This is a genomic window from Nocardioides sp., assembly GCF_029937575.1.
Classification (GTDB): domain Bacteria; phylum Actinomycetota; class Actinomycetes; order Propionibacteriales; family Nocardioidaceae; genus Nocardioides.
In genome coordinates this window covers 1-16,094 of record NZ_JAPYPS010000035.1, presented here as the reverse complement: position 1 = coordinate 16,094, position 16,094 = coordinate 1, and the positions used below count along the sequence as shown (strand labels likewise).

17 protein-coding genes are annotated in these 16,094 nt (G+C 70.9%); 10 read left to right on the top strand and 7 right to left on the bottom strand.

Features of this window, described 5'->3' with window-relative positions; genetic code table 11:
* The first annotated feature begins 29 nt into the window (after window positions 1-29).
* The gene (locus Q1K33_RS12795) at window positions 30-707 is read left to right on the top strand and encodes a biliverdin-producing heme oxygenase (protein WP_300404525.1); all 678 of its coding nucleotides are present in this window, start codon (window positions 30-32) and stop codon (window positions 705-707) included.
* Window positions 708-711: 4 nt separating this feature from the next.
* On the opposite strand, the gene Q1K33_RS12790 is transcribed toward Q1K33_RS12795, so the two are convergent.
* The 3 genes from Q1K33_RS12790 to Q1K33_RS12780 all read right to left on the bottom strand — a co-directional run bounded on the left by Q1K33_RS12790 (window position 712) and on the right by Q1K33_RS12780 (window position 3,894).
* Entirely contained in the window at window positions 712-1,962 is a 1,251-nt protein-coding gene (locus Q1K33_RS12790) for a sugar ABC transporter permease (protein WP_300404523.1), read from the bottom strand.
* Window positions 1,955-2,722: an ATP-binding cassette domain-containing protein gene (locus tag Q1K33_RS12785; protein WP_300404563.1), complete on the bottom strand. Its 768-nt coding sequence runs from the start codon at window positions 2,720-2,722 to the stop codon at window positions 1,955-1,957. The genes Q1K33_RS12790 and Q1K33_RS12785 overlap by 8 nt, the downstream gene beginning before the upstream one ends.
* A 65-nt stretch (window positions 2,723-2,787) precedes the next feature.
* Entirely contained in the window at window positions 2,788-3,894 is a 1,107-nt protein-coding gene (locus Q1K33_RS12780; RefSeq protein WP_300404521.1) for a substrate-binding domain-containing protein, read from the bottom strand.
* 170 nt (window positions 3,895-4,064) lie between these two features.
* Here Q1K33_RS12780 and Q1K33_RS12775 point away from each other — a divergent pair, with 170 nt between their 5' ends.
* The 3 genes from Q1K33_RS12775 to Q1K33_RS12765 are packed head-to-tail and all read left to right on the top strand — an operon-like array spanning window position 4,065 to window position 6,766.
* The gene (locus tag Q1K33_RS12775) at window positions 4,065-5,267 is read left to right on the top strand and encodes an ROK family transcriptional regulator (RefSeq protein ID WP_300404519.1); all 1,203 of its coding nucleotides are present in this window, start codon (window positions 4,065-4,067) and stop codon (window positions 5,265-5,267) included.
* 42 nt (window positions 5,268-5,309) lie between these two features.
* Window positions 5,310-5,696, top strand: coding sequence for a MerR family transcriptional regulator (locus tag Q1K33_RS12770; RefSeq protein WP_300404517.1), 387 nt, complete (start codon window positions 5,310-5,312; stop codon window positions 5,694-5,696).
* Window positions 5,697-5,752: 56 nt separating this feature from the next.
* Window positions 5,753-6,766 carry an aldo/keto reductase gene (locus tag Q1K33_RS12765; protein ID WP_300404515.1) on the top strand — a complete coding sequence of 338 codons (1,014 nt, stop codon included), beginning with the start codon at window positions 5,753-5,755 and terminating at the stop codon, window positions 6,764-6,766.
* A 117-nt stretch (window positions 6,767-6,883) separates the two neighbouring features.
* On the opposite strand, the gene Q1K33_RS12760 is transcribed toward Q1K33_RS12765, so the two are convergent.
* Window positions 6,884-7,423, bottom strand: a complete 540-nt coding sequence (locus tag Q1K33_RS12760; protein WP_300404513.1) for a HEAT repeat domain-containing protein — start codon at window positions 7,421-7,423, stop codon at window positions 6,884-6,886.
* Window positions 7,424-7,512: 89 nt separating this feature from the next.
* Here Q1K33_RS12760 and Q1K33_RS12755 point away from each other — a divergent pair, with 89 nt between their 5' ends.
* Window positions 7,513-9,180, top strand: coding sequence for a phospho-sugar mutase (locus Q1K33_RS12755; RefSeq protein ID WP_300404511.1), 1,668 nt, complete (start codon window positions 7,513-7,515; stop codon window positions 9,178-9,180).
* Between the two features lie 24 nt (window positions 9,181-9,204).
* On the opposite strand, the gene Q1K33_RS12750 is transcribed toward Q1K33_RS12755, so the two are convergent.
* The gene (locus tag Q1K33_RS12750; RefSeq protein WP_300404509.1) at window positions 9,205-9,840 is read right to left on the bottom strand and encodes a hypothetical protein; all 636 of its coding nucleotides are present in this window, start codon (window positions 9,838-9,840) and stop codon (window positions 9,205-9,207) included.
* A gap of 78 nt (window positions 9,841-9,918) precedes the next feature.
* Here Q1K33_RS12750 and deoC point away from each other — a divergent pair, with 78 nt between their 5' ends.
* The 4 genes from deoC to Q1K33_RS12730 are packed head-to-tail and all read left to right on the top strand — an operon-like array spanning window position 9,919 to window position 13,828.
* Window positions 9,919-10,893 (top strand): deoxyribose-phosphate aldolase, encoded by a 975-nt coding sequence (gene deoC, locus Q1K33_RS12745; RefSeq protein ID WP_300404507.1) that lies wholly within the window; start codon window positions 9,919-9,921, stop codon window positions 10,891-10,893.
* A gap of 5 nt (window positions 10,894-10,898) precedes the next feature.
* Window positions 10,899-12,350, top strand: a complete 1,452-nt coding sequence (locus Q1K33_RS12740; RefSeq protein WP_300404505.1) for an aldehyde dehydrogenase family protein — start codon at window positions 10,899-10,901, stop codon at window positions 12,348-12,350.
* Between the two features lie 3 nt (window positions 12,351-12,353).
* A complete protein-coding gene (locus Q1K33_RS12735; protein WP_300404503.1) occupies window positions 12,354-13,226 on the top strand; it encodes an aldehyde dehydrogenase family protein in 873 nt (290 codons plus the stop codon).
* Window positions 13,223-13,828 carry an ATP-binding protein gene (locus Q1K33_RS12730; RefSeq protein ID WP_300404501.1) on the top strand — a complete coding sequence of 202 codons (606 nt, stop codon included), beginning with the start codon at window positions 13,223-13,225 and terminating at the stop codon, window positions 13,826-13,828. The genes Q1K33_RS12735 and Q1K33_RS12730 overlap by 4 nt, the downstream gene beginning before the upstream one ends.
* A gap of 3 nt (window positions 13,829-13,831) precedes the next feature.
* Here the strand turns inward: Q1K33_RS12730 and Q1K33_RS12725 are convergent, their stop codons facing one another.
* Both Q1K33_RS12725 and Q1K33_RS12720 read right to left on the bottom strand, forming a co-directional pair.
* Window positions 13,832-14,254 (bottom strand): hypothetical protein, encoded by a 423-nt coding sequence (locus Q1K33_RS12725; RefSeq protein WP_300404499.1) that lies wholly within the window; start codon window positions 14,252-14,254, stop codon window positions 13,832-13,834.
* Between the two features lie 15 nt (window positions 14,255-14,269).
* Window positions 14,270-15,349, bottom strand: coding sequence for an adenosine deaminase (locus Q1K33_RS12720; RefSeq protein WP_300404497.1), 1,080 nt, complete (start codon window positions 15,347-15,349; stop codon window positions 14,270-14,272).
* A gap of 42 nt (window positions 15,350-15,391) precedes the next feature.
* On the opposite strand from Q1K33_RS12720, the gene Q1K33_RS12715 reads away from it, so the two are divergent.
* A complete protein-coding gene (locus Q1K33_RS12715; protein WP_300404495.1) occupies window positions 15,392-15,847 on the top strand; it encodes a MaoC family dehydratase in 456 nt (151 codons plus the stop codon).
* Window positions 15,848-16,094 lie beyond the last annotated feature (247 nt).

Below are 16,094 nucleotides of genomic sequence, written 5' to 3'. Positions count from 1 at the left end.
GCCACCTCTCACTCCCACGGAGACCCACGATGACCATCGCCGACGTCACCCCACCGCCGACCGCCGAACCAACCTTGTCGCAGGCCATGCGGACCGGATCGCGCGCCGAGCACGAGGCCGCGGAGAGCTCGACCTTCATGGCCGAGCTGCTCGACGGACGCATCAACGAGCGCGGGTACGCCGCCTACCTGCTGCGACTGCGCGCCGTCTACGCCACGCTCGAGGAGTGTCTGCGCGCCCGCGCCGGCGACTCCGTCGTCGCCGCGGTCCACGACCCTGCGCTGGAGCGCCTGGCCGCGATCGACGCCGACCTCGAGCACTGGGCCCCGGGCACCGACCGGGAGGTGGACTCCCCCGCTGCCGTCGCCTACCGCGACCGGTTGCTCGCCGCGGCGGCTGCCGACACCGGGGGCCGGCTCGCGGCCCACCACTACACGCGCTACCTCGGCGACCTCTCCGGCGGCCAGGCCATCGGGCGCATCCTCGACCGGTGCTTCGAGCTCGACGGTGCGGGCATCAGCTTCTACGGCTTCGCCGAGATCCCCAAGCCCAAGCCCTACAAGGACGCCTACCGCGCCCGTCTCGACGCACTCGACCTCGACGACGCCTCCGTTGCGGAGGTCGTCGCCGAGGTCAAGGTCGCCTTCGGGCTGAACCAGGCGCTGTTCACCGAGCTGGGCACGCAGCTGGATGAGTTCCGCCGGTGAGGCGCTAACCCCTCCCGCTGCTGGACCGGGCCCGACGGGAGACCGAGTCGATCGCCACCGCCAGCAGCAGGACGCCACCGGTGACCATGAAGCGCACCGACGAGTCGACGCCGATCAGGTTGAGCCCACTCGAGATCGAGACCAGCACCAGGATGCCGAGCATCGCCGAGTACGCCGAGCCGCGCCCGCCGAAGAGGCTCGTCCCGCCGATCACCGCGGCGGCGATGGCCGTCAGGTTGGTGTCCGTGGTGCCCGTGGCCTGCGAGACCGACGTCAGCTGGGCCGCACCGAGGATCCCGCCGACCGCGGCCAGCGTGGAGCACCCGACGAAGACCGACAGGTAGATGCGGGTGACCTTGATGCCCGAGCGCCTCGCCGCCTCCTCGTTGCCACCGACGGCGAAGACGTGGCGACCCCACCGGGTGCGCCGCAGGGCGAAGTCCATCGCCACGACGAGTGCGGCGAAGAAGAGCCACAGGTAGCTCCAGCCACGCCCGATGTTGAGGTAGTAGGTGAGGTAGGCCAGTCCGCCGGTGAGCAGTCCTGCCTTGACCAGGATCGAGACGGTCGACGGCGCGCTCAGCTCGGCCTTGGTACGAGACCGCTGGCTCAGCAGCCGGGAGGCCAGGAACGCCAGGCCGATGAGCACCACGAGCACGTACGACGCCGTACCCGTGAGGAACTTGAACCTGGCGAAGTCCAGCAACCAGCTGTCCGAGGGCAGGTTGATGGTGCCGTCGGAGCCCAGGACGTAGAGGAGCACACCCTGGAAGGCGAGCAGCCCCGCCAGGGAGAACACGAAGCTCGGCACACCGAGCTTCGTGTAGAGGAATGCGTAGACCAGCCCGACGACGACCCCCACGAGCATGCCCGCGACGATGCCGACGATCACGGGCCGACCGCTGTTGACGATCTGGACCGCCATCACGGCCGCCGAGGCGCCGCTGACCGAGCCGACCGAGAGGTCGATCTCGCCCAGCAGCAGGACCAGCACGATCCCCAACGCGATGATGCCGACCGGGGCCGCGAACTGCGTGATGGTGACCAGGTTGCGCGAGGAGAGGAAGACCGGCTCCTTGACGTAGAAGACGATGCTGATCACGACCAGGCCGAAGACCACGGGCAGGCTGCCCAGGTCACCGCCCCTGAGCCGCGCCCAGAACGCCCTGAGGATCCCCAGCGGGTCGCTCGCGTTGGCAATCAGCCGCTCGTCCAGCTGATCGGCGCTGGTCTTCACGACGGTGGACTCAGCCATGCGCCTGCTCCTTGCCTCGTGCCGCGCGGCTGGCCACGACGTTGTCCGACGCGCCGGTGATCGCGGCGACCAGGTCGGTGGTGGTGACCTCGTCGGTGTAGAACTCCGCCTCGTTGCGACCGAGCCGGAGCACGACGATGCGGTCGGCGACCGCTTGCACGTCGGCCATGTTGTGGCTGATCAGGATCACGCCGAGCCCGTTGTCGCGCAGCCGCTCGACGAGGTTGAGCACCTCGGCGGTCTGGGCGACGCCCAGTGCTGCGGTGGGCTCGTCGAGCATCACCACCTTGGGCTTGCCCACCAAGGAGCGGGCGATGGCGACGGTCTGGCGCTGTCCGCCCGAGAGCGCGGCGATCGGGATGCGGACCGACGGGATCTTGGCCGACAGGCTGCGGAGCAGCCGCCAGGCCTCGACCTCCATCGCCACCTCGTCGATCGCCCCGCCCTTCACCCGCTCCTGGCCGAGGAACAGGTTGGCCACGACGTCGAGGTTGTCGCACAGCGCGAGGTCCTGGAAGACCGTGGCGATGCCGAGGTCCTGCGCCTGCCGCGGACCGCCGACCTTGACCCTGCGCCCGGCGAGCTCGATGTCGCCCGAGTCGGGCTGGTAGACGCCGGCGATGACCTTGACGAGGGTCGACTTGCCGGCGCCGTTGTCCCCCACCAGGGCGACCACTTCACCTGCTGCGACCTCGAGTCGCACGTCGGTCAGCGCCTGGACGGCACCGAACCGCTTGTGGATCCCGGACAGGGAGAGCACGACCTCGCGGGGGTCGCCGGGCTCGCCGCCCTCCCTGGTCGGAGCGTCCTGGTGGGGGGTGGTCGTCACTGGAGCCCGGCCGCCTTGCACGCGTCGGCGTAGGCGCTGGTGCAGATGTCGTCGGCGGTGTAGAAGCCATCCGCGATGACGGTGTCGCCGACGTTGTCCTGGGTGACGGCGGTGGGGCTGAAGATGTAGGACGTGACGCCCTCGAAGTCGGACTGGTCGACGCCGGTCACCGACGTGGTCGGCACCTCGTTGCCCAGGGCCAGGTCGACGGCGACCTCGGCCGCGGTCTCGGCCTCGATCGGGATCGGCTTGTAGATCGTCACGGTCTGCTCACCGGCAACGATGCGCTGCACGGCGGCCAGCTCGGCGTCCTGACCCGTGATCGGGGGCAAGTCAGCGGCCTCGACACCGGCGCCCAGCAGCGCGGCGACGACGCCACCCGCCTGGCCGTCGTTGGCGGCGTACACGCCCTCGATCCTGTCGGCACCGAGCTTGTTGACCTGGTCGGTGACGTAGGACTGGGCGTTCTCGGGGCTCCAGTCGGGGTTGTCGTACTCGTTGGAGAGCAGCTCGAGGCCGGACTCGTCGATCACCGAGTGGGCGCCGGCCTTGAACTGCGCGGCGTTGGGGTCGCTCGGCGCACCGTTGAGCATCAGGATGCCGCCGGTGTCGCCCATCGCCTCGACGAGGGCCTCGCCCTGCATTTGGCCGACGGTGTTGTTGTCGAACGACATGTAGTAGTCGGCACCCTCGATGAACCGGTCGTAGGCGATGACCGGGACGTCCTCGGCCTGGGCGTCGGCGATCATGCCGCCGGCACCGGCGCCGTTGACCGGGTCGAGCACCAGCACGTCGGCGCCCTGGGTCAGCGCGGAGGCAACCTGCTCCTGCTGCTTGGCCTCGTCCTGGTCGGCGTTGAAGTAGGCGACCTCGCAGTCGCTGCACAGCTCGGCGACCTTGGCCTCGAAGAGGGGCTTGTCGAACGCCTCGTAGCGCGTGGTCGCCGACTCGGGGAGCAGCAGCGCGATGGTCGCGCCGCCCCCGGAGCCGTCGCCGCTGCCGGCGTCGGAGCCGGTGTCGTTGGCGCCGCAGGCGGCCAGGCCACCTGCGCCGATGAGCACAGCAGCGCCGATGGTCGCGACGCGGTGAAGGGGTGTGGGCACGGATCTCTCCTCGACTGGACGTTCAGCCTTGTGGCTGGGAACTACGGATGAGTGTCCGCTGTCACATGCTTACCGTCAAGATGTAGCGACAAAACTCTTCGCTGCCGCTCCAGGGCCCGATTTACGTACATCTCTTGACCATTACCGAGTTCGGGTGCAGGGTTCGTCCCATGTCCTCGCTCCCCCACTCGGCCCCCGGGTCGACGTCGACGCTGCGCGTTGCCAACCAGCAGCGCGTGCTCGACCTGCTGCGACGAACAGTGGGGACCGCGGGGATCGACGAGGCAGCCGGGGGTCCCGCGGTCGACGCCGAGACCTTCACCCAGGCCGAGATCGCCCGCGGCACCGGCCTGGCTCCGGCCACCGTGTCCAACATCGTGCGCGACCTCGCCGCGGCCGGCCTGGTGGCGGCCGACCCAGGGAGCGGTCGACGTGGCTCGGCCGTGCGCCTGGCGCCCGGTGCCGGCACGGTCGCCGGGGTGGACTTCGGCCACAGCCACGTCGCCGTCGCGCTCGGCGACCTCACGGGTCGCGTCCTCGCCGAGGAGCGGCGCAGCCTGTCGCGAGCCCACCACCACACCGAGGCGCTCGAGATCGCCGCCGAGATGCTCGAGCGGATGTCGGCCGACTACAGCACCGTGCGCCACGTCGGGCTCGGCCTGCCCGCGCCCGTGACCGGAGAGGCCGTCGGCTCCCCGTCGATCTTTCCTGGGTGGGAGGGCGTCAACACCCGACAGGTTGCCGAGGAGCGGTTCGGGGCGCCTGTGGTCGTCGAGAACGACGCCAACCTCGGCGCGCTCGCCGAGCACCGCCAAGGCGTGGGCCGCGGCCACGACAGCTCGGTCTTCGTGAAGATCTCGTCCGGTGTCGGCGCCGGCCTCATCATCGACAACCGGCTCTACCACGGCTCCGGAGGCACCGCCGGCGAGATCGGGCACCTGACGCTGGACGAGCAGGGACCGCTCTGCCGCTGCGGCAGCAGGGGCTGCCTGGAGGCCTACACCTCGTCGGGGCCAGTGCTCGACATGATGGCCGCCCAGCTGCCGGGAGCCGGCCTGGACGAGATCTTCGCCGCCGCCCGCGACGGCCACATCTCGGCCCAGCGCGCGCTCGAGGACGCCGGTCTGCACCTCGGCTGGGCACTGGCCAGCATCGTGAACCTGATCAACCCCGCGGTCGTCGTGGTGGGCGGTGACATGGCCCGGGCCGGTGAGCTGCTGCTCGCGTCGGCCCGGATCGGGCTGCGCCGCCACGCGCTCGACTCCGTCGCGATGACCCCGGTGCTCGGCTCCCTCCTCGGCGAGCGGGCGAGCCTCGTGGGCGCCGTCCTGATGGCCGCGGAGCGAACCGAGCTCGTCGTCGACGGGTCCTGACCCGGACTTGACCCTGGAGTCCACTCCGGGTGGACTGATCTGATGCACCCTCCGCTCACCGTCTCCGAGGCCGCCGAGCACCTCGGCCTGACCGCCGACACGCTGCGCTACTACGAGCGCGACGGACTCCTCCTCACCCCGGTCGGCCGGGCCGCCAGCGGTCATCGCCGCTACAGCGCCGACGACCTGCGCTGGATCACCCTGGTCACCAGGCTGCGCTCGACGGGGATGGCGATCCGCGACGTACGACGCTACGCCGACCTCGTCCGCTCGGGCCGGGGCAACGAGCAGGAGCGCCTCGCCCTGCTCCAGGAGCACCGCACCAAGGTGCTCGCCCAGCTCGCCGAGGTCCAGGCACACCTCGGCGCCATCGACCACAAGATCGGGATCTACACCGACGCGGTCGAGGGCCGACCCCTCGCCGGCTGAGACGAGACGGGGCCCGGACTTTACTTGGAGCGCGCTCCACGTAGTTGGGTGGTCTCATGACCACACAGACCCTCCAGTCCCGCACCCTCGGCCGCACCGCCCCCCTGACCGTCTCCGCACTCGGCCTGGGCTGCATGGGCATGTCGGAGTTCTACGGCTCTCCCGCCGAGGAGTCCACCGCGATCGCCACCATCCACCGGGCCCTCGACCTGGGCGTGACGTTCCTCGACACCGCCGACATGTACGGGCCGTTCACCAACGAGCGGCTGGTCGGAGCGGCCCTGAAGGGGCGTCGCGACGGGGTCGTCGTCGCCACCAAGTTCGGCAACGAGCGACTCCCCGACGGCACCCGCGTCGGCATCAACGGCCGTCCCGAGTACGTCCACGCCGCCTGTGACGCCTCGCTGCAGCGTCTCGGCGTCGACCACATCGACCTCTACTACCAGCACCGCGTCGACCAGTCCGTGCCCATCGAGGAGACCGTCGGCGCCATGCACGAGCTCGTCGAGGCCGGCAAGGTGACCCACCTGGGTCTTTCGGAAGCCTCGGCCGCCACGATCCGGCGCGCTCACGCCGTCCACCCGATCACGGCCCTGCAGACCGAGTACTCCCTGTTCACGCGCGACCTCGAGGTCGACATCGCGCCGACCCTGCGCGAGCTCGGCATCGGCTTGGTCCCCTACTCACCCCTGGGGCGCGGCCTGCTCACCGGCCGCATCGCCCAGGGTTCTCTGGACGAGAGCGACTCCCGCAGCAGCGCCTACTTCCCGCGCCTCAACGGCGAGGCCCTGGACGCCAACCTGGTGCTCGTGGATCGCATCCGCCAGCTGGCCGACGCCAAGGGCTGTACGCCGGGCCAGCTCGCGCTGGCCTGGGTGCTCGCCCAGGGAGACGACGAGCTGGGGGTCGCCCCGATCCCGGGCACCAAGCGGGTCGCCTACCTCGAGGAGAACGTCGCGGCCACCGGCGTCGTGCTGGACGCAGCAGACCTGCGTGACCTCGCTGAGGCCGTTCCGGTCGACGCGGTGGCCGGTGACCGCTACGGCGACATGTCCCACATCGACGCCTGAAGCAGGCCCTGGGCGCGAGCGCCGGATCGATCCCGCCAACCGCCCCGGGGGGGGCGACGTCGACAGCACCGGGCGCGCCGTCGTCGCCGGCAGGTTCGTGGACCGACGCCGGCAGGCTCAGCGATCGAGGCGGCGCGCCAGCAGGTCCAGGGTGCGCGTCGCCTGGCGTCGTACGCCGACGTGCTCGTCGTCGACGGCCGCCTCGACGGTGGCGACGTGCTCGCTGTCCCCGACGACGGCCAGGGCGCGCATCGCCTGGACTCGCACGCGCGGAAGGTCGTGGGCGGCCAACCGCGCGGCGCCGTCGCCGGCCCCTGCCACGTCGTGCCGAGCGACGACCTTCAGGCACATCTCGGCCGGCCGGTAGTGCTCGTCGTCCAGCCCCACGACCACCGCCGCGGTCGCGCTGTCGTGCCAGACGTGCAGCAACCCCCGCGCGCCCCACGAGCGCACCCAGAAGTCGCCCCAGCTCGACGACGACAGCACGTCGTCGCCGGCCTGCCAGGCATGACCGGTGAGGCAGCGCAGCTCCTCGACGTAGCGCTCCCGGGGTGCTCCCTCGAGCAGGTCGACACAGGCCGAGACGTACGCCGACGTCCCGATCCGCCCGACGAGCTCGTCGATGAGCTCCGCCACCGGGCGGCGAGGACCTGCCATGGCGCTACGGTGCCTCACATGAACACCCCGCGCCATTCTTCGCCTCCCCCGCTGCGCTCCCCCGGCGGACAACACCGCGGGGACCCCGCGTGAGCCCCGACGTCGACGTCCTGCTCGAGCGCGCCCGCAGCTGGGTGGCCCAGGATCCGGATCCCCGGACCCGCGCCGAGCTCGAGCAGCTCGTCGCCGACGTGCTGTCCGACGGCGACGCCTCGCTCGTCGCCGACCTGGCCGACCGGTTCCACGGGACCCTCGAGTTCGGCACCGCGGGACTCCGCGGGGCCCTCGGTGCTGGTCCCAACCGGATGAACCGGGTCGTGGTGCTGCGCGCCGCGGCGGGCCTGGCCGCCTACCTGCGCGACCAGGGTCACGCGGGCGGGTCGGTGGTGATCGGGTACGACGCCCGCCACAACTCCGACGTCTTCGCCCGCGACACCGCCGAGGTGATGACCGGTGCCGGGTTCACCGCCTGGGTGATGCCCCGAGCGCTCCCCACGCCCTTGCTCGCGTTCGCCATCCGGGAGCTCGGGTCGGTGGCCGGCATCATGGTCACGGCCAGCCACAACCCGCCCCAGGACAACGGCTACAAGGTCTACCTGGGCGACGGCAGCCAGATCGTCTCCCCCGCCGACAGCGAGATCTCCCGTCACATCTCCGCGGTGGGCACGCTCGACGCCGTCCCCCGGGGCTCGGCGGGCACCACGCTCGGCGAGGACATCGTCGACCACTACCTCGACACCGTCGCAGGCCTCGCCGGCGACGGACCTCGCGACCTCGACATCGTCTACACCCCGCTGCACGGCGTGGGAGCCACTTCGGTCGTCCAGGTCCTGGAGACCGCTGGCTTCTCGGCACCGCGGGTCGTGGCTGAGCAGGAGCTGCCCGACCCGGCGTTCCCGACGGTCGGGTTCCCCAACCCCGAGGAGCCGGGCGCCATGGACCTCGCCCTCGCGCTGGCCGAGCGCACCGGCGCCGACCTGGTCGTGGCCAACGACCCCGACGCCGACCGGTGCGCCGCCGCGGTCCCGGGCCTGCAGGGGTGGCAGATGCTGCGCGGCGACGAGGTCGGGGCGCTGCTGGCCCACCGCCTGCTCAGCACCGGCAAGCAGGGCACCTACGCCACGTCGATCGTGTCGTCGTCGTTGCTGGGCAAGCTGGCCGCCGCAGCGGACCAACGCCACGAGGAGACCCTGACCGGGTTCAAGTGGATCTCCCGCGTCGACGACCTGGCGTTCGGCTACGAGGAGGCCCTCGGCTACTGCGTCGACCCCGAGCACGTGCGCGACAAGGACGGCGTCTCGGCGCTCCTGGTCCTGTGCGAGCTGGCCGCCGAGCTCAAGGCCGAGGGGCGCAGCCTGCTCGACGTCCTCGACGACATCGCCACCGAGCACGGGCTCCATGCCACCGGTCAGGTCTCCGTCCGGGTGGACGACCTCGCGGTCATCGCCGACGCCATGCAGCGGCTGCGCGCCGCACCGCCGCAGACCCTGGGTGGGCTGTCCGTCGAGACGTCGGAGGACCTGCGCGACGGGGTCGCCGGCCTGCCCCCGACCGACGGTCTGCGCTACCGCCTCGCCGAGGGCGGCCGGGTCATCGTCCGGCCGAGCGGCACCGAGCCCAAGATCAAGTGCTACCTGGAGGTCGTCGTCCCCGTCGAGCCGTCCGGTGGGGTGCCAGCCGCTCGCATCGTCGCGGCGGGGCGCCTGGACGCGATCGGCGCCGACATCCGTGCCGCTGCGGGCCTGGGCGCTCACTGAGGGCCGGAGTCAGCGGGGCCCGGGTCAGACGAGCGCGAGCACCACGAAGACCACGAACGAGGCGCTGAGCACGGCGATCTCGGGGACCGCAGGAGTGCGACTGATCCCCTCGGCAAAGCGCTCCTGCTGCGCCGACCGTGCCTTGATGCCCTCCCGGGCGAGGGCATCGGCGACGCGTGAGCGGATCCGTTCCTCGACGAAGAGCCCGTAGGAGGTCTTGGCCGTCTCCGGCTTCTCCGGGGCGGTCGGCAGGTTCGGCAGGATCCCCATCATCGCGCCACCCCCTCCGCCGGAAGGCCCCCCGCGCTCGTCGCGGTGCAGCTGCCGTCGGGTCCTGCCGATCGCCGACGACGTGTAGCGCCGGTCTCCGGCGAAGACCACGAGGACCTGCCGTACCGCCACCGACTCGATCGCTGCCAGGGGCAGGCTCACGGTCGTCAGCATGTTGCGCAGCACCAGGCGCGAGCTGTCCAGGGACAGCTGGGGACGCAGCATGGCCGACCACGCGAGCGCGGCGAAGAACACGGTCAGCGCGAGTCCGGCGTACGGCGGGTCGTCGGTGGTGAGGATCTGGATCGCGACGACGACCGTGAGGACGATGCCGATGATCCCGAAGGCGCGCGAGGAGGTGTTGCTGAACCGCTGCACGTCGTCGTCCATCGCCACCCCTCCCGCCTGCACGTCGACTGCTCACTGACAACTTCGGATCCCGCTGCGACCAACCCTATGCTGGCCGCTATGCCTCCATCACCAACGGCTGATCTCACGGGCCTCTCGGACGTCACCGCCTCCGAGTCGTCGCTCACCCGGTTCCTCCACGGCCTTCCCGGGGTCGACCAGGTGGGCGCCGAGGCGCGAGCCGCCTCGCTGGCCACCCGCTCGATCAAGACGACGGCCAAGGCCCAGGCCCTCGACCTCGCCATCACCATGGTCGACCTCACCACGCTCGAGGGCCAGGACACGCCCGGCAAGGTCCGCGCGCTGGCCGCGAAGGCGATGCGTCCCGACCCCGCCGACCCGACCTGCCCCGCAGCCGCCGCGGTGTGCGTCTACCCCGACATGGTCGCGACCGCGAAGGAGGTGCTCGGCGACTCCGGCGTGCACGTGGCTGCCGTCGCGACCGCCTTCCCGAGCGGCCGCGCGGCGATGGACATCAAGCTGGCCGACACCCGCGACGCCGTCGAGGCCGGGGCCGACGAGATCGACATGGTCATCGACCGCGGCGCGTTCCTCTCCGGGCGCTACCTGCAGGTCTTCGAGGAGATCGTCGCGGTCCGTGAGGCCTGCGCCAGGCCCGGCTCCGAGGACGCCCACCTCAAGGTGATCTTCGAGACCGGCGAGCTGCAGACCTACGACAACGTACGGCGGGTCAGCTGGCTGGCGATGCTGGCCGGCGCCCACTTCATCAAGACCTCCACCGGCAAGGTCCAGCCGGCTGCGACCCTGCCGGTCACCCTGGTCATGCTGGAGGCGGTGCGTGACTTCCGCGCGGCCACCGGCCAGATGGTCGGGGTCAAGCCCGCCGGCGGCATCCGCACCAGCAAGGACGCCATCAAGTACCTGGTGATGGTCAACGAGGTCGCCGGCGGTGACTGGCTGGACCCCGACTGGTTCCGGTTCGGAGCCTCGACGTTGCTCAACGACCTGCTCATGCAGCGCACCAAGCTGACCACCGGCCGCTACTCCGGCCCCGACTACTTCACCCTGGACTGATCACTATGGGCATCGACCTCACCTACGCCCCGGCGCCCGAGTCGCGCAGCATCGTCGACCTCAAGGCCTCCTACGGCCTGTTCATCGACGGCGCGTTCGTCGACGGTCACGGCTCGGGGTTCAAGACGATCAGCCCGGCCACCGAGGAGGTGCTCGCCGAGGTCGCCGAGGCGGACGCAGCCGACGTCGACGCCGCGGTGAAGGCCGCCCGGCGTGCCTACTCGCGCGTCTGGTCGCGGATGCCGGGCAGCGAGCGGGCCAAGTACCTCTACCGGATCGCCCGGATCATCCAGGAGCGCGGCCGCGAGCTGGCCGTCCTGGAGACCCTCGACAACGGCAAGCCGATCAAGGAGTCGCGCGACGTCGACATCCCGGTCGTCGCCGCCCACTTCTTCTACTACGCCGGGTGGGCCGACAAGCTCGGTCACGCGGGCTACGGCGAAGACCCCCAGCCGCTCGGGGTCGCGGGACAGATCATCCCGTGGAACTTCCCGCTGCTGATGCTGGCGTGGAAGATCGCCCCGGCCCTGGCCTGCGGCAACACCGTCGTCCTCAAGCCCGCCGAGACCACTCCCCTCACGGCGCTGCTCTTCGCCGAGATCTGCCAGCAGGCCGACCTGCCCCCGGGCGTCGTCAACATCGTGACCGGAGCCGGCGAGACCGGCGAGGCGCTGGTGGCGCATCCCGACATCGACAAGGTCGCCTTCACCGGCTCGACGGCCGTGGGCAAGGCGATCGCACGCAGCATCGCCGGCACGGACAAGAAGGCCACGCTCGAGCTCGGCGGCAAGGCCGCCAACATCGTCTTCGACGACGCCCCCCTCGACCAGGCCGTCGAGGGCATCGTCAACGGCATCTTCTTCAACCAGGGCCACGTCTGCTGTGCCGGCTCCCGGCTCCTGGTGCAGGAGTCCATCGCCGACGACCTGCTCGAGCGCCTCAAGCGTCGGATGTCGACGCTGCGCCTGGGCGACCCGCTGGACAAGAACACCGACATCGGGGCGATCAACTCCGCCGAGCAGCTGGCCCGGATCCGCGAGCTGTCGGAGATCGGGGAGAGCGAGGGTGCCGAGCGGTGGTCGCCGGCGTGCGAGCTCCCGAGCCAGGGGTTCTGGTTCCCGCCGACGCTCTTCACCGGTGTCACCCAGGCCCACCGGATCGCCCGCGAGGAGGTCTTCGGACCGGTGCTCTCGGTGCTGACGTTCCGCACGCCCTCCGAGGCGATCGAGAAGGCCAACAACACGCCGTACGGGCTGTCCGCGGGGGTGTGGACCGAGAAGGGCTCCCGGATCCTGCACGTGGCCGGTGCCCTGAAGGCCGGCGTGGTGTGGGCCAACACGTTCAACAAGTTCGACCCGACCAGCCCGTTCGGCGGGTTCAAGGAGTCCGGCTACGGCCGCGAGGGTGGCCGTCAGGGCTTGGCCGCCTACCTCAAGACCGAGCAGGGAGGCCGCTGAGCCATGGCTGCACGCATCGACGTCCGCAAGACCTACAAGCTCTACATCGGCGGGGCCTTCCCTCGCTCGGAGTCGGGCTACTCCTACATCGTCAACGACGCGAAGGGACGATTCGTGGCCAACGCCGCCCTCGCCTCCCGCAAGGACGCCCGCGACGCCGTGGTCGCCGCACGCAAGGCCTTCGGCTCCTGGTCGGGCAGGACCGCCTACAACCGGGCGCAGGTCCTCTACCGCGTCGCCGAGATCATGGAGGACCGTCGCCCGCAGTTCGTCCAGGCGCTCCAGCAGTCCGAGGGCCTCACCACGGCCCGCGCCAACGCCGCGCTCGACGCCGCCATCGACCGGTTGGTCTGGTACGCCGGCTGGGCCGACAAGCTCACCCAGGTCGTCGGCAACGCCAACCCCGTGGCCGGTCCGTTCTTCAACCTGAGCACGCCCGAGCCAACGGGAGTGGTGGCCGTCCTCGCTCCCCAGGAGTCGTCGTTGCTCGGTCTCGTCTCGGTCGTCGCGCCCGCGATCGTCACCGGCAACACGGTCGTCGTGGTGTCGTCCTTCGACCGCCCGCTGCCGGCCGTGACGTTCGCCGAGGTGCTGGCGACCTCCGACGTCCCCGGAGGGGTGGTCAACCTCCTGACCGGATCGGCCGCCACGATCGCTCCCTGGCTGGCCGCGCACATGGACGTCAACGCCATCGACCTGGTCGGCGTCGCCGGCGAGCAGGAGCTCGCCACCGAGCTCGAGGTGGCCGCGGCCGACAACCTCAAGCGCGTACGGCGTGCTCCGGTTGCCGAGCCCGACTGGACGGCGTCGCCCTCGCTCGACACGATGACCGACTTCGTCGAGATCAAGACCGTGTGGCACCCGATGGGCGTGTGAGGTTGCACGCGCAGGTCGTCGTCGTCGCCGGACCGTCCGGCTCGGGCAAGTCCCGGTTGGCCGAGCGGACCGGTCTCCCGGTCCTGCGGCTCGACGACTACTACAAGGACGGCGACGACCCGTCCCTTCCCCGGATCCCCGAGGGACAGGTCAACGCCGGGCTCGTCGACTGGGACGACCCGGCGTCCTGGCACGAGGACGACGCCTTCGCGGCGCTCGAGGCGCTGTGTCGCACCGGCGCGCACGACGTGCCGGTCTACGAGATCGCGCAGAACGGGCGGACCGGCTGGCAGCACCTCGACCTCGGCGGCTCCCGATACTTCGTCGCCGACGGGATCTTCGCGCAGGAGATCGTGCCCCGGGCGCGGGAGGCGGGGCTCCTGGCCGACGCGCTCTGCCTGCGTCAGCACCCGGCGATCACGTTCTGGCGTCGGTTGACGCGCGACCTGCGCGAGCACCGCAAGCCCCCACGGGTGCTCGTCACGCGCGGACTGGCGCTGATGCGGGCCCAGAGCCGGGTCGTGGCCCACGCGGTGGCCCTGGGGTGTCGGCCGGTCAGCAACCAGCAAGCCCTGGACGACGTGGCCCGACTCGTCGGCTGAGCGTCAGCCCCGCACGAGCCGCCGTACCAGGAGTGCCCCCAGCGTCGCCACGACGACCTCCTGCGGCATCCGGCGGGGAGACTCACGCTGAATGCGCTTGTGCCACGCATCCAGTGCCTCCGGGAAGGGTGAGCGGCCGAAGAACACCTCGCTCGGCTTGTCGGTGTCCGGAGCGCAGGCACCCAGCATCCCGGCCAGGACGCGCGCGCGCCGATCGGGCGGCGTCGTCGCGGCGATCGTCCCCATCGCCGCGAGCCCGACCAGACCGTCGACGACGGCCACCTGGAGGAACGTCGCCTCGTCGCCCCAGTGCGGCACCGTGTCGAGGGTGAAGTGTGAGGCGACCCCCAGCACGAACGCCGAGACGGGACCCGGAGCCAGGGCGCCCACCACGGCGCCCGACATCACGTGGTTGGTGATCAGCACGGCGACATCACCGACTCATCCTCGCAGGGCCGCGTACCCGGGCTTGATGACCTCGTCGATGATCGCCAAGCGTTCATCGAACGGTAGGAAGGCGGACTTCATGGCGTTGACGGTGAACCACTGCATCTCGTCGAACCCGTAGCCGAACGCCTCCACGAGGGCCGTCATCTCGTCGGTCATCGACGTCTTGCTCATCAGCCGGTTGTCGGTGTTGACCGTGACCCGGAAGCGCAGCTTGGTCAGCAGGCCGATCGGGTGCTCGGCCACCGAGGGGGCGGCGCCGGTCTGCACGTTGGAGGCAGGGCAGAGCTCGAGCGGGATCCGCTTGTCGCGCACGTAGGCAGCCAGGCGTCCCAGCTCCACCGTGCCGTCGTCGTGCACGGTCACGTCGTCGATGATTCGCACGCCGTGGCCGAGCCGGTCGGCCCCGCACCACTGCAGCGCCTGCCAGATGGAGGGCAGTCCGAAGCCCTCGCCGGCGTGGATCGTGAAGTGCGAGTTCTCGCGCTGGAGGTACTCGAACGCATCCAGGTGACGGGTGGGCGGGTAGCCGGCCTCGGCGCCGGCGATGTCGAACCCGGCGACGCCGCGCTCCCGCCAGGCGATCGACAGCTCGGCGATCTCCATCGAGCGGGCTTGGTGCCGCATGGCGGTGAGCAGCTGTCGTACGACGATCGGTCGCCCCGCCGTGGCGGCCTCGGCGACCCCTTCGTCGAAGCCCGCCTGCACGGCGGCGACGACCTCGTCGAGCGTGAGGCCCTCGGAGACGTGCTGCTCCGGGGCGTAGCGCACCTCGGCGTAGACGACGCCGTCCGACGACAGGTCCTCGACGCACTCGCGCGCCACCCGGGTCAGCGCGGCCGGGGTCTGCATCACCGCGACCGTGTGGTCGAAGGTCTCCAGGTAGCGCTCCAGCGAGCCGGAGTCGGCCGACTCGGCGAACCAGCGCCCGAGCGACTCGGCGTCACCGGCCGGCAGGGCGTGGCCGATCTCGGCGGCGAGCTCGACGATCGTGGCGGGGCGCAGCCCGCCGTCGAGGTGGTCGTGGAGCAGGACCTTGGGAGCCTCCCGGACCTGGTCGCGTGTAGGTTCCATGACGCCATCCAACCACCTGTACCCAGCCGCCAAGGAGACCCCATGCGCACGTTCACGACCTTCGACGAAGTCGCCGCCGCCGTCGGCGAGGAGCTCGGCACCAGTGAGTGGCTCACGGTCGACCAGGAGCGCGTGAACACGTTCGCCGACGCCACCGGCGACCACCAGTGGATCCACGTCGACGTCGAGCGCTCGGCGACCGGCCCCTTCGGCGGCACGATCGCCCACGGCTACCTGACGCTCTCCCTCATCCCGATGCTGGGCACCACGATCTTCGCCTTCGACACCCCGGGTGCCAAGCTCAACTACGGCGCCAACAAGGTCCGCTTCCCGAACCCGGTGCTCGTCGGCAAGAAGATCCGCTCCACTATCACCCTCACCGGCTGCGACGACCTGCCGGCCGGCAAGCAGGTCACCCTCACGCACGTCATCGAGATCGACGGCGAGTCCAAGCCGGCGTGTGTCGCCGAGACGGTCGTGCTGCTGCTCGCTGGGTGACGTGCTCGTCGGGGCGGTGTGGCGCCTGCGCTCCTCGGTTGGGGCTGGCTCCTCGGGGTGGGTGTGGCGCCCGCGCCCCTCGGTGCTGCCCCGTTCGGGGTTGGTGTGGTGCCCGCGCCCCTCGGCGCTGCCCCCGTTCTTCGGGGTTGGTGTGGCGCCCGCGCGCGTCACACCCTTCACATCGCCTCATTCGTTGGGCGAAGACTGCAGGTTTCCGGCCGGTTTTCGTGTCGTTCTTGACCACTCG

What these genes read in the sequence shown, in the direction of transcription:
- Q1K33_RS12770 (WP_300404517.1), top strand. Translation starts at nt 5,310, where the DNA reads ATGCACCCTCCGCTCACCGTCTCCGAGGCCGCCGAGCACCTCGGCCTG.
- Q1K33_RS12735 (WP_300404503.1), top strand. Translation starts at nt 12,354, where the DNA reads ATGGCTGCACGCATCGACGTCCGCAAGACCTACAAGCTCTACATCGGC.
- Q1K33_RS12720 (WP_300404497.1), bottom strand. Translation starts at nt 15,349, where the DNA reads ATGGAACCTACACGCGACCAGGTCCGGGAGGCTCCCAAGGTCCTGCTC.
- Q1K33_RS12715 (WP_300404495.1), top strand. Translation starts at nt 15,392, where the DNA reads ATGCGCACGTTCACGACCTTCGACGAAGTCGCCGCCGCCGTCGGCGAG.
- deoC (WP_300404507.1), top strand. Translation starts at nt 9,919, where the DNA reads ATGCCTCCATCACCAACGGCTGATCTCACGGGCCTCTCGGACGTCACC.
- Q1K33_RS12740 (WP_300404505.1), top strand. Translation starts at nt 10,899, where the DNA reads ATGGGCATCGACCTCACCTACGCCCCGGCGCCCGAGTCGCGCAGCATC.
- Q1K33_RS12760 (WP_300404513.1), bottom strand. Translation starts at nt 7,423, where the DNA reads ATGGCAGGTCCTCGCCGCCCGGTGGCGGAGCTCATCGACGAGCTCGTC.
- Q1K33_RS12795 (WP_300404525.1), top strand. Translation starts at nt 30, where the DNA reads ATGACCATCGCCGACGTCACCCCACCGCCGACCGCCGAACCAACCTTG.
- Q1K33_RS12765 (WP_300404515.1), top strand. Translation starts at nt 5,753, where the DNA reads ATGACCACACAGACCCTCCAGTCCCGCACCCTCGGCCGCACCGCCCCC.
- Q1K33_RS12750 (WP_300404509.1), bottom strand. Translation starts at nt 9,840, where the DNA reads ATGGACGACGACGTGCAGCGGTTCAGCAACACCTCCTCGCGCGCCTTC.
- Q1K33_RS12775 (WP_300404519.1), top strand. Translation starts at nt 4,065, where the DNA reads ATGTCCTCGCTCCCCCACTCGGCCCCCGGGTCGACGTCGACGCTGCGC.
- Q1K33_RS12790 (WP_300404523.1), bottom strand. Translation starts at nt 1,962, where the DNA reads ATGGCTGAGTCCACCGTCGTGAAGACCAGCGCCGATCAGCTGGACGAG.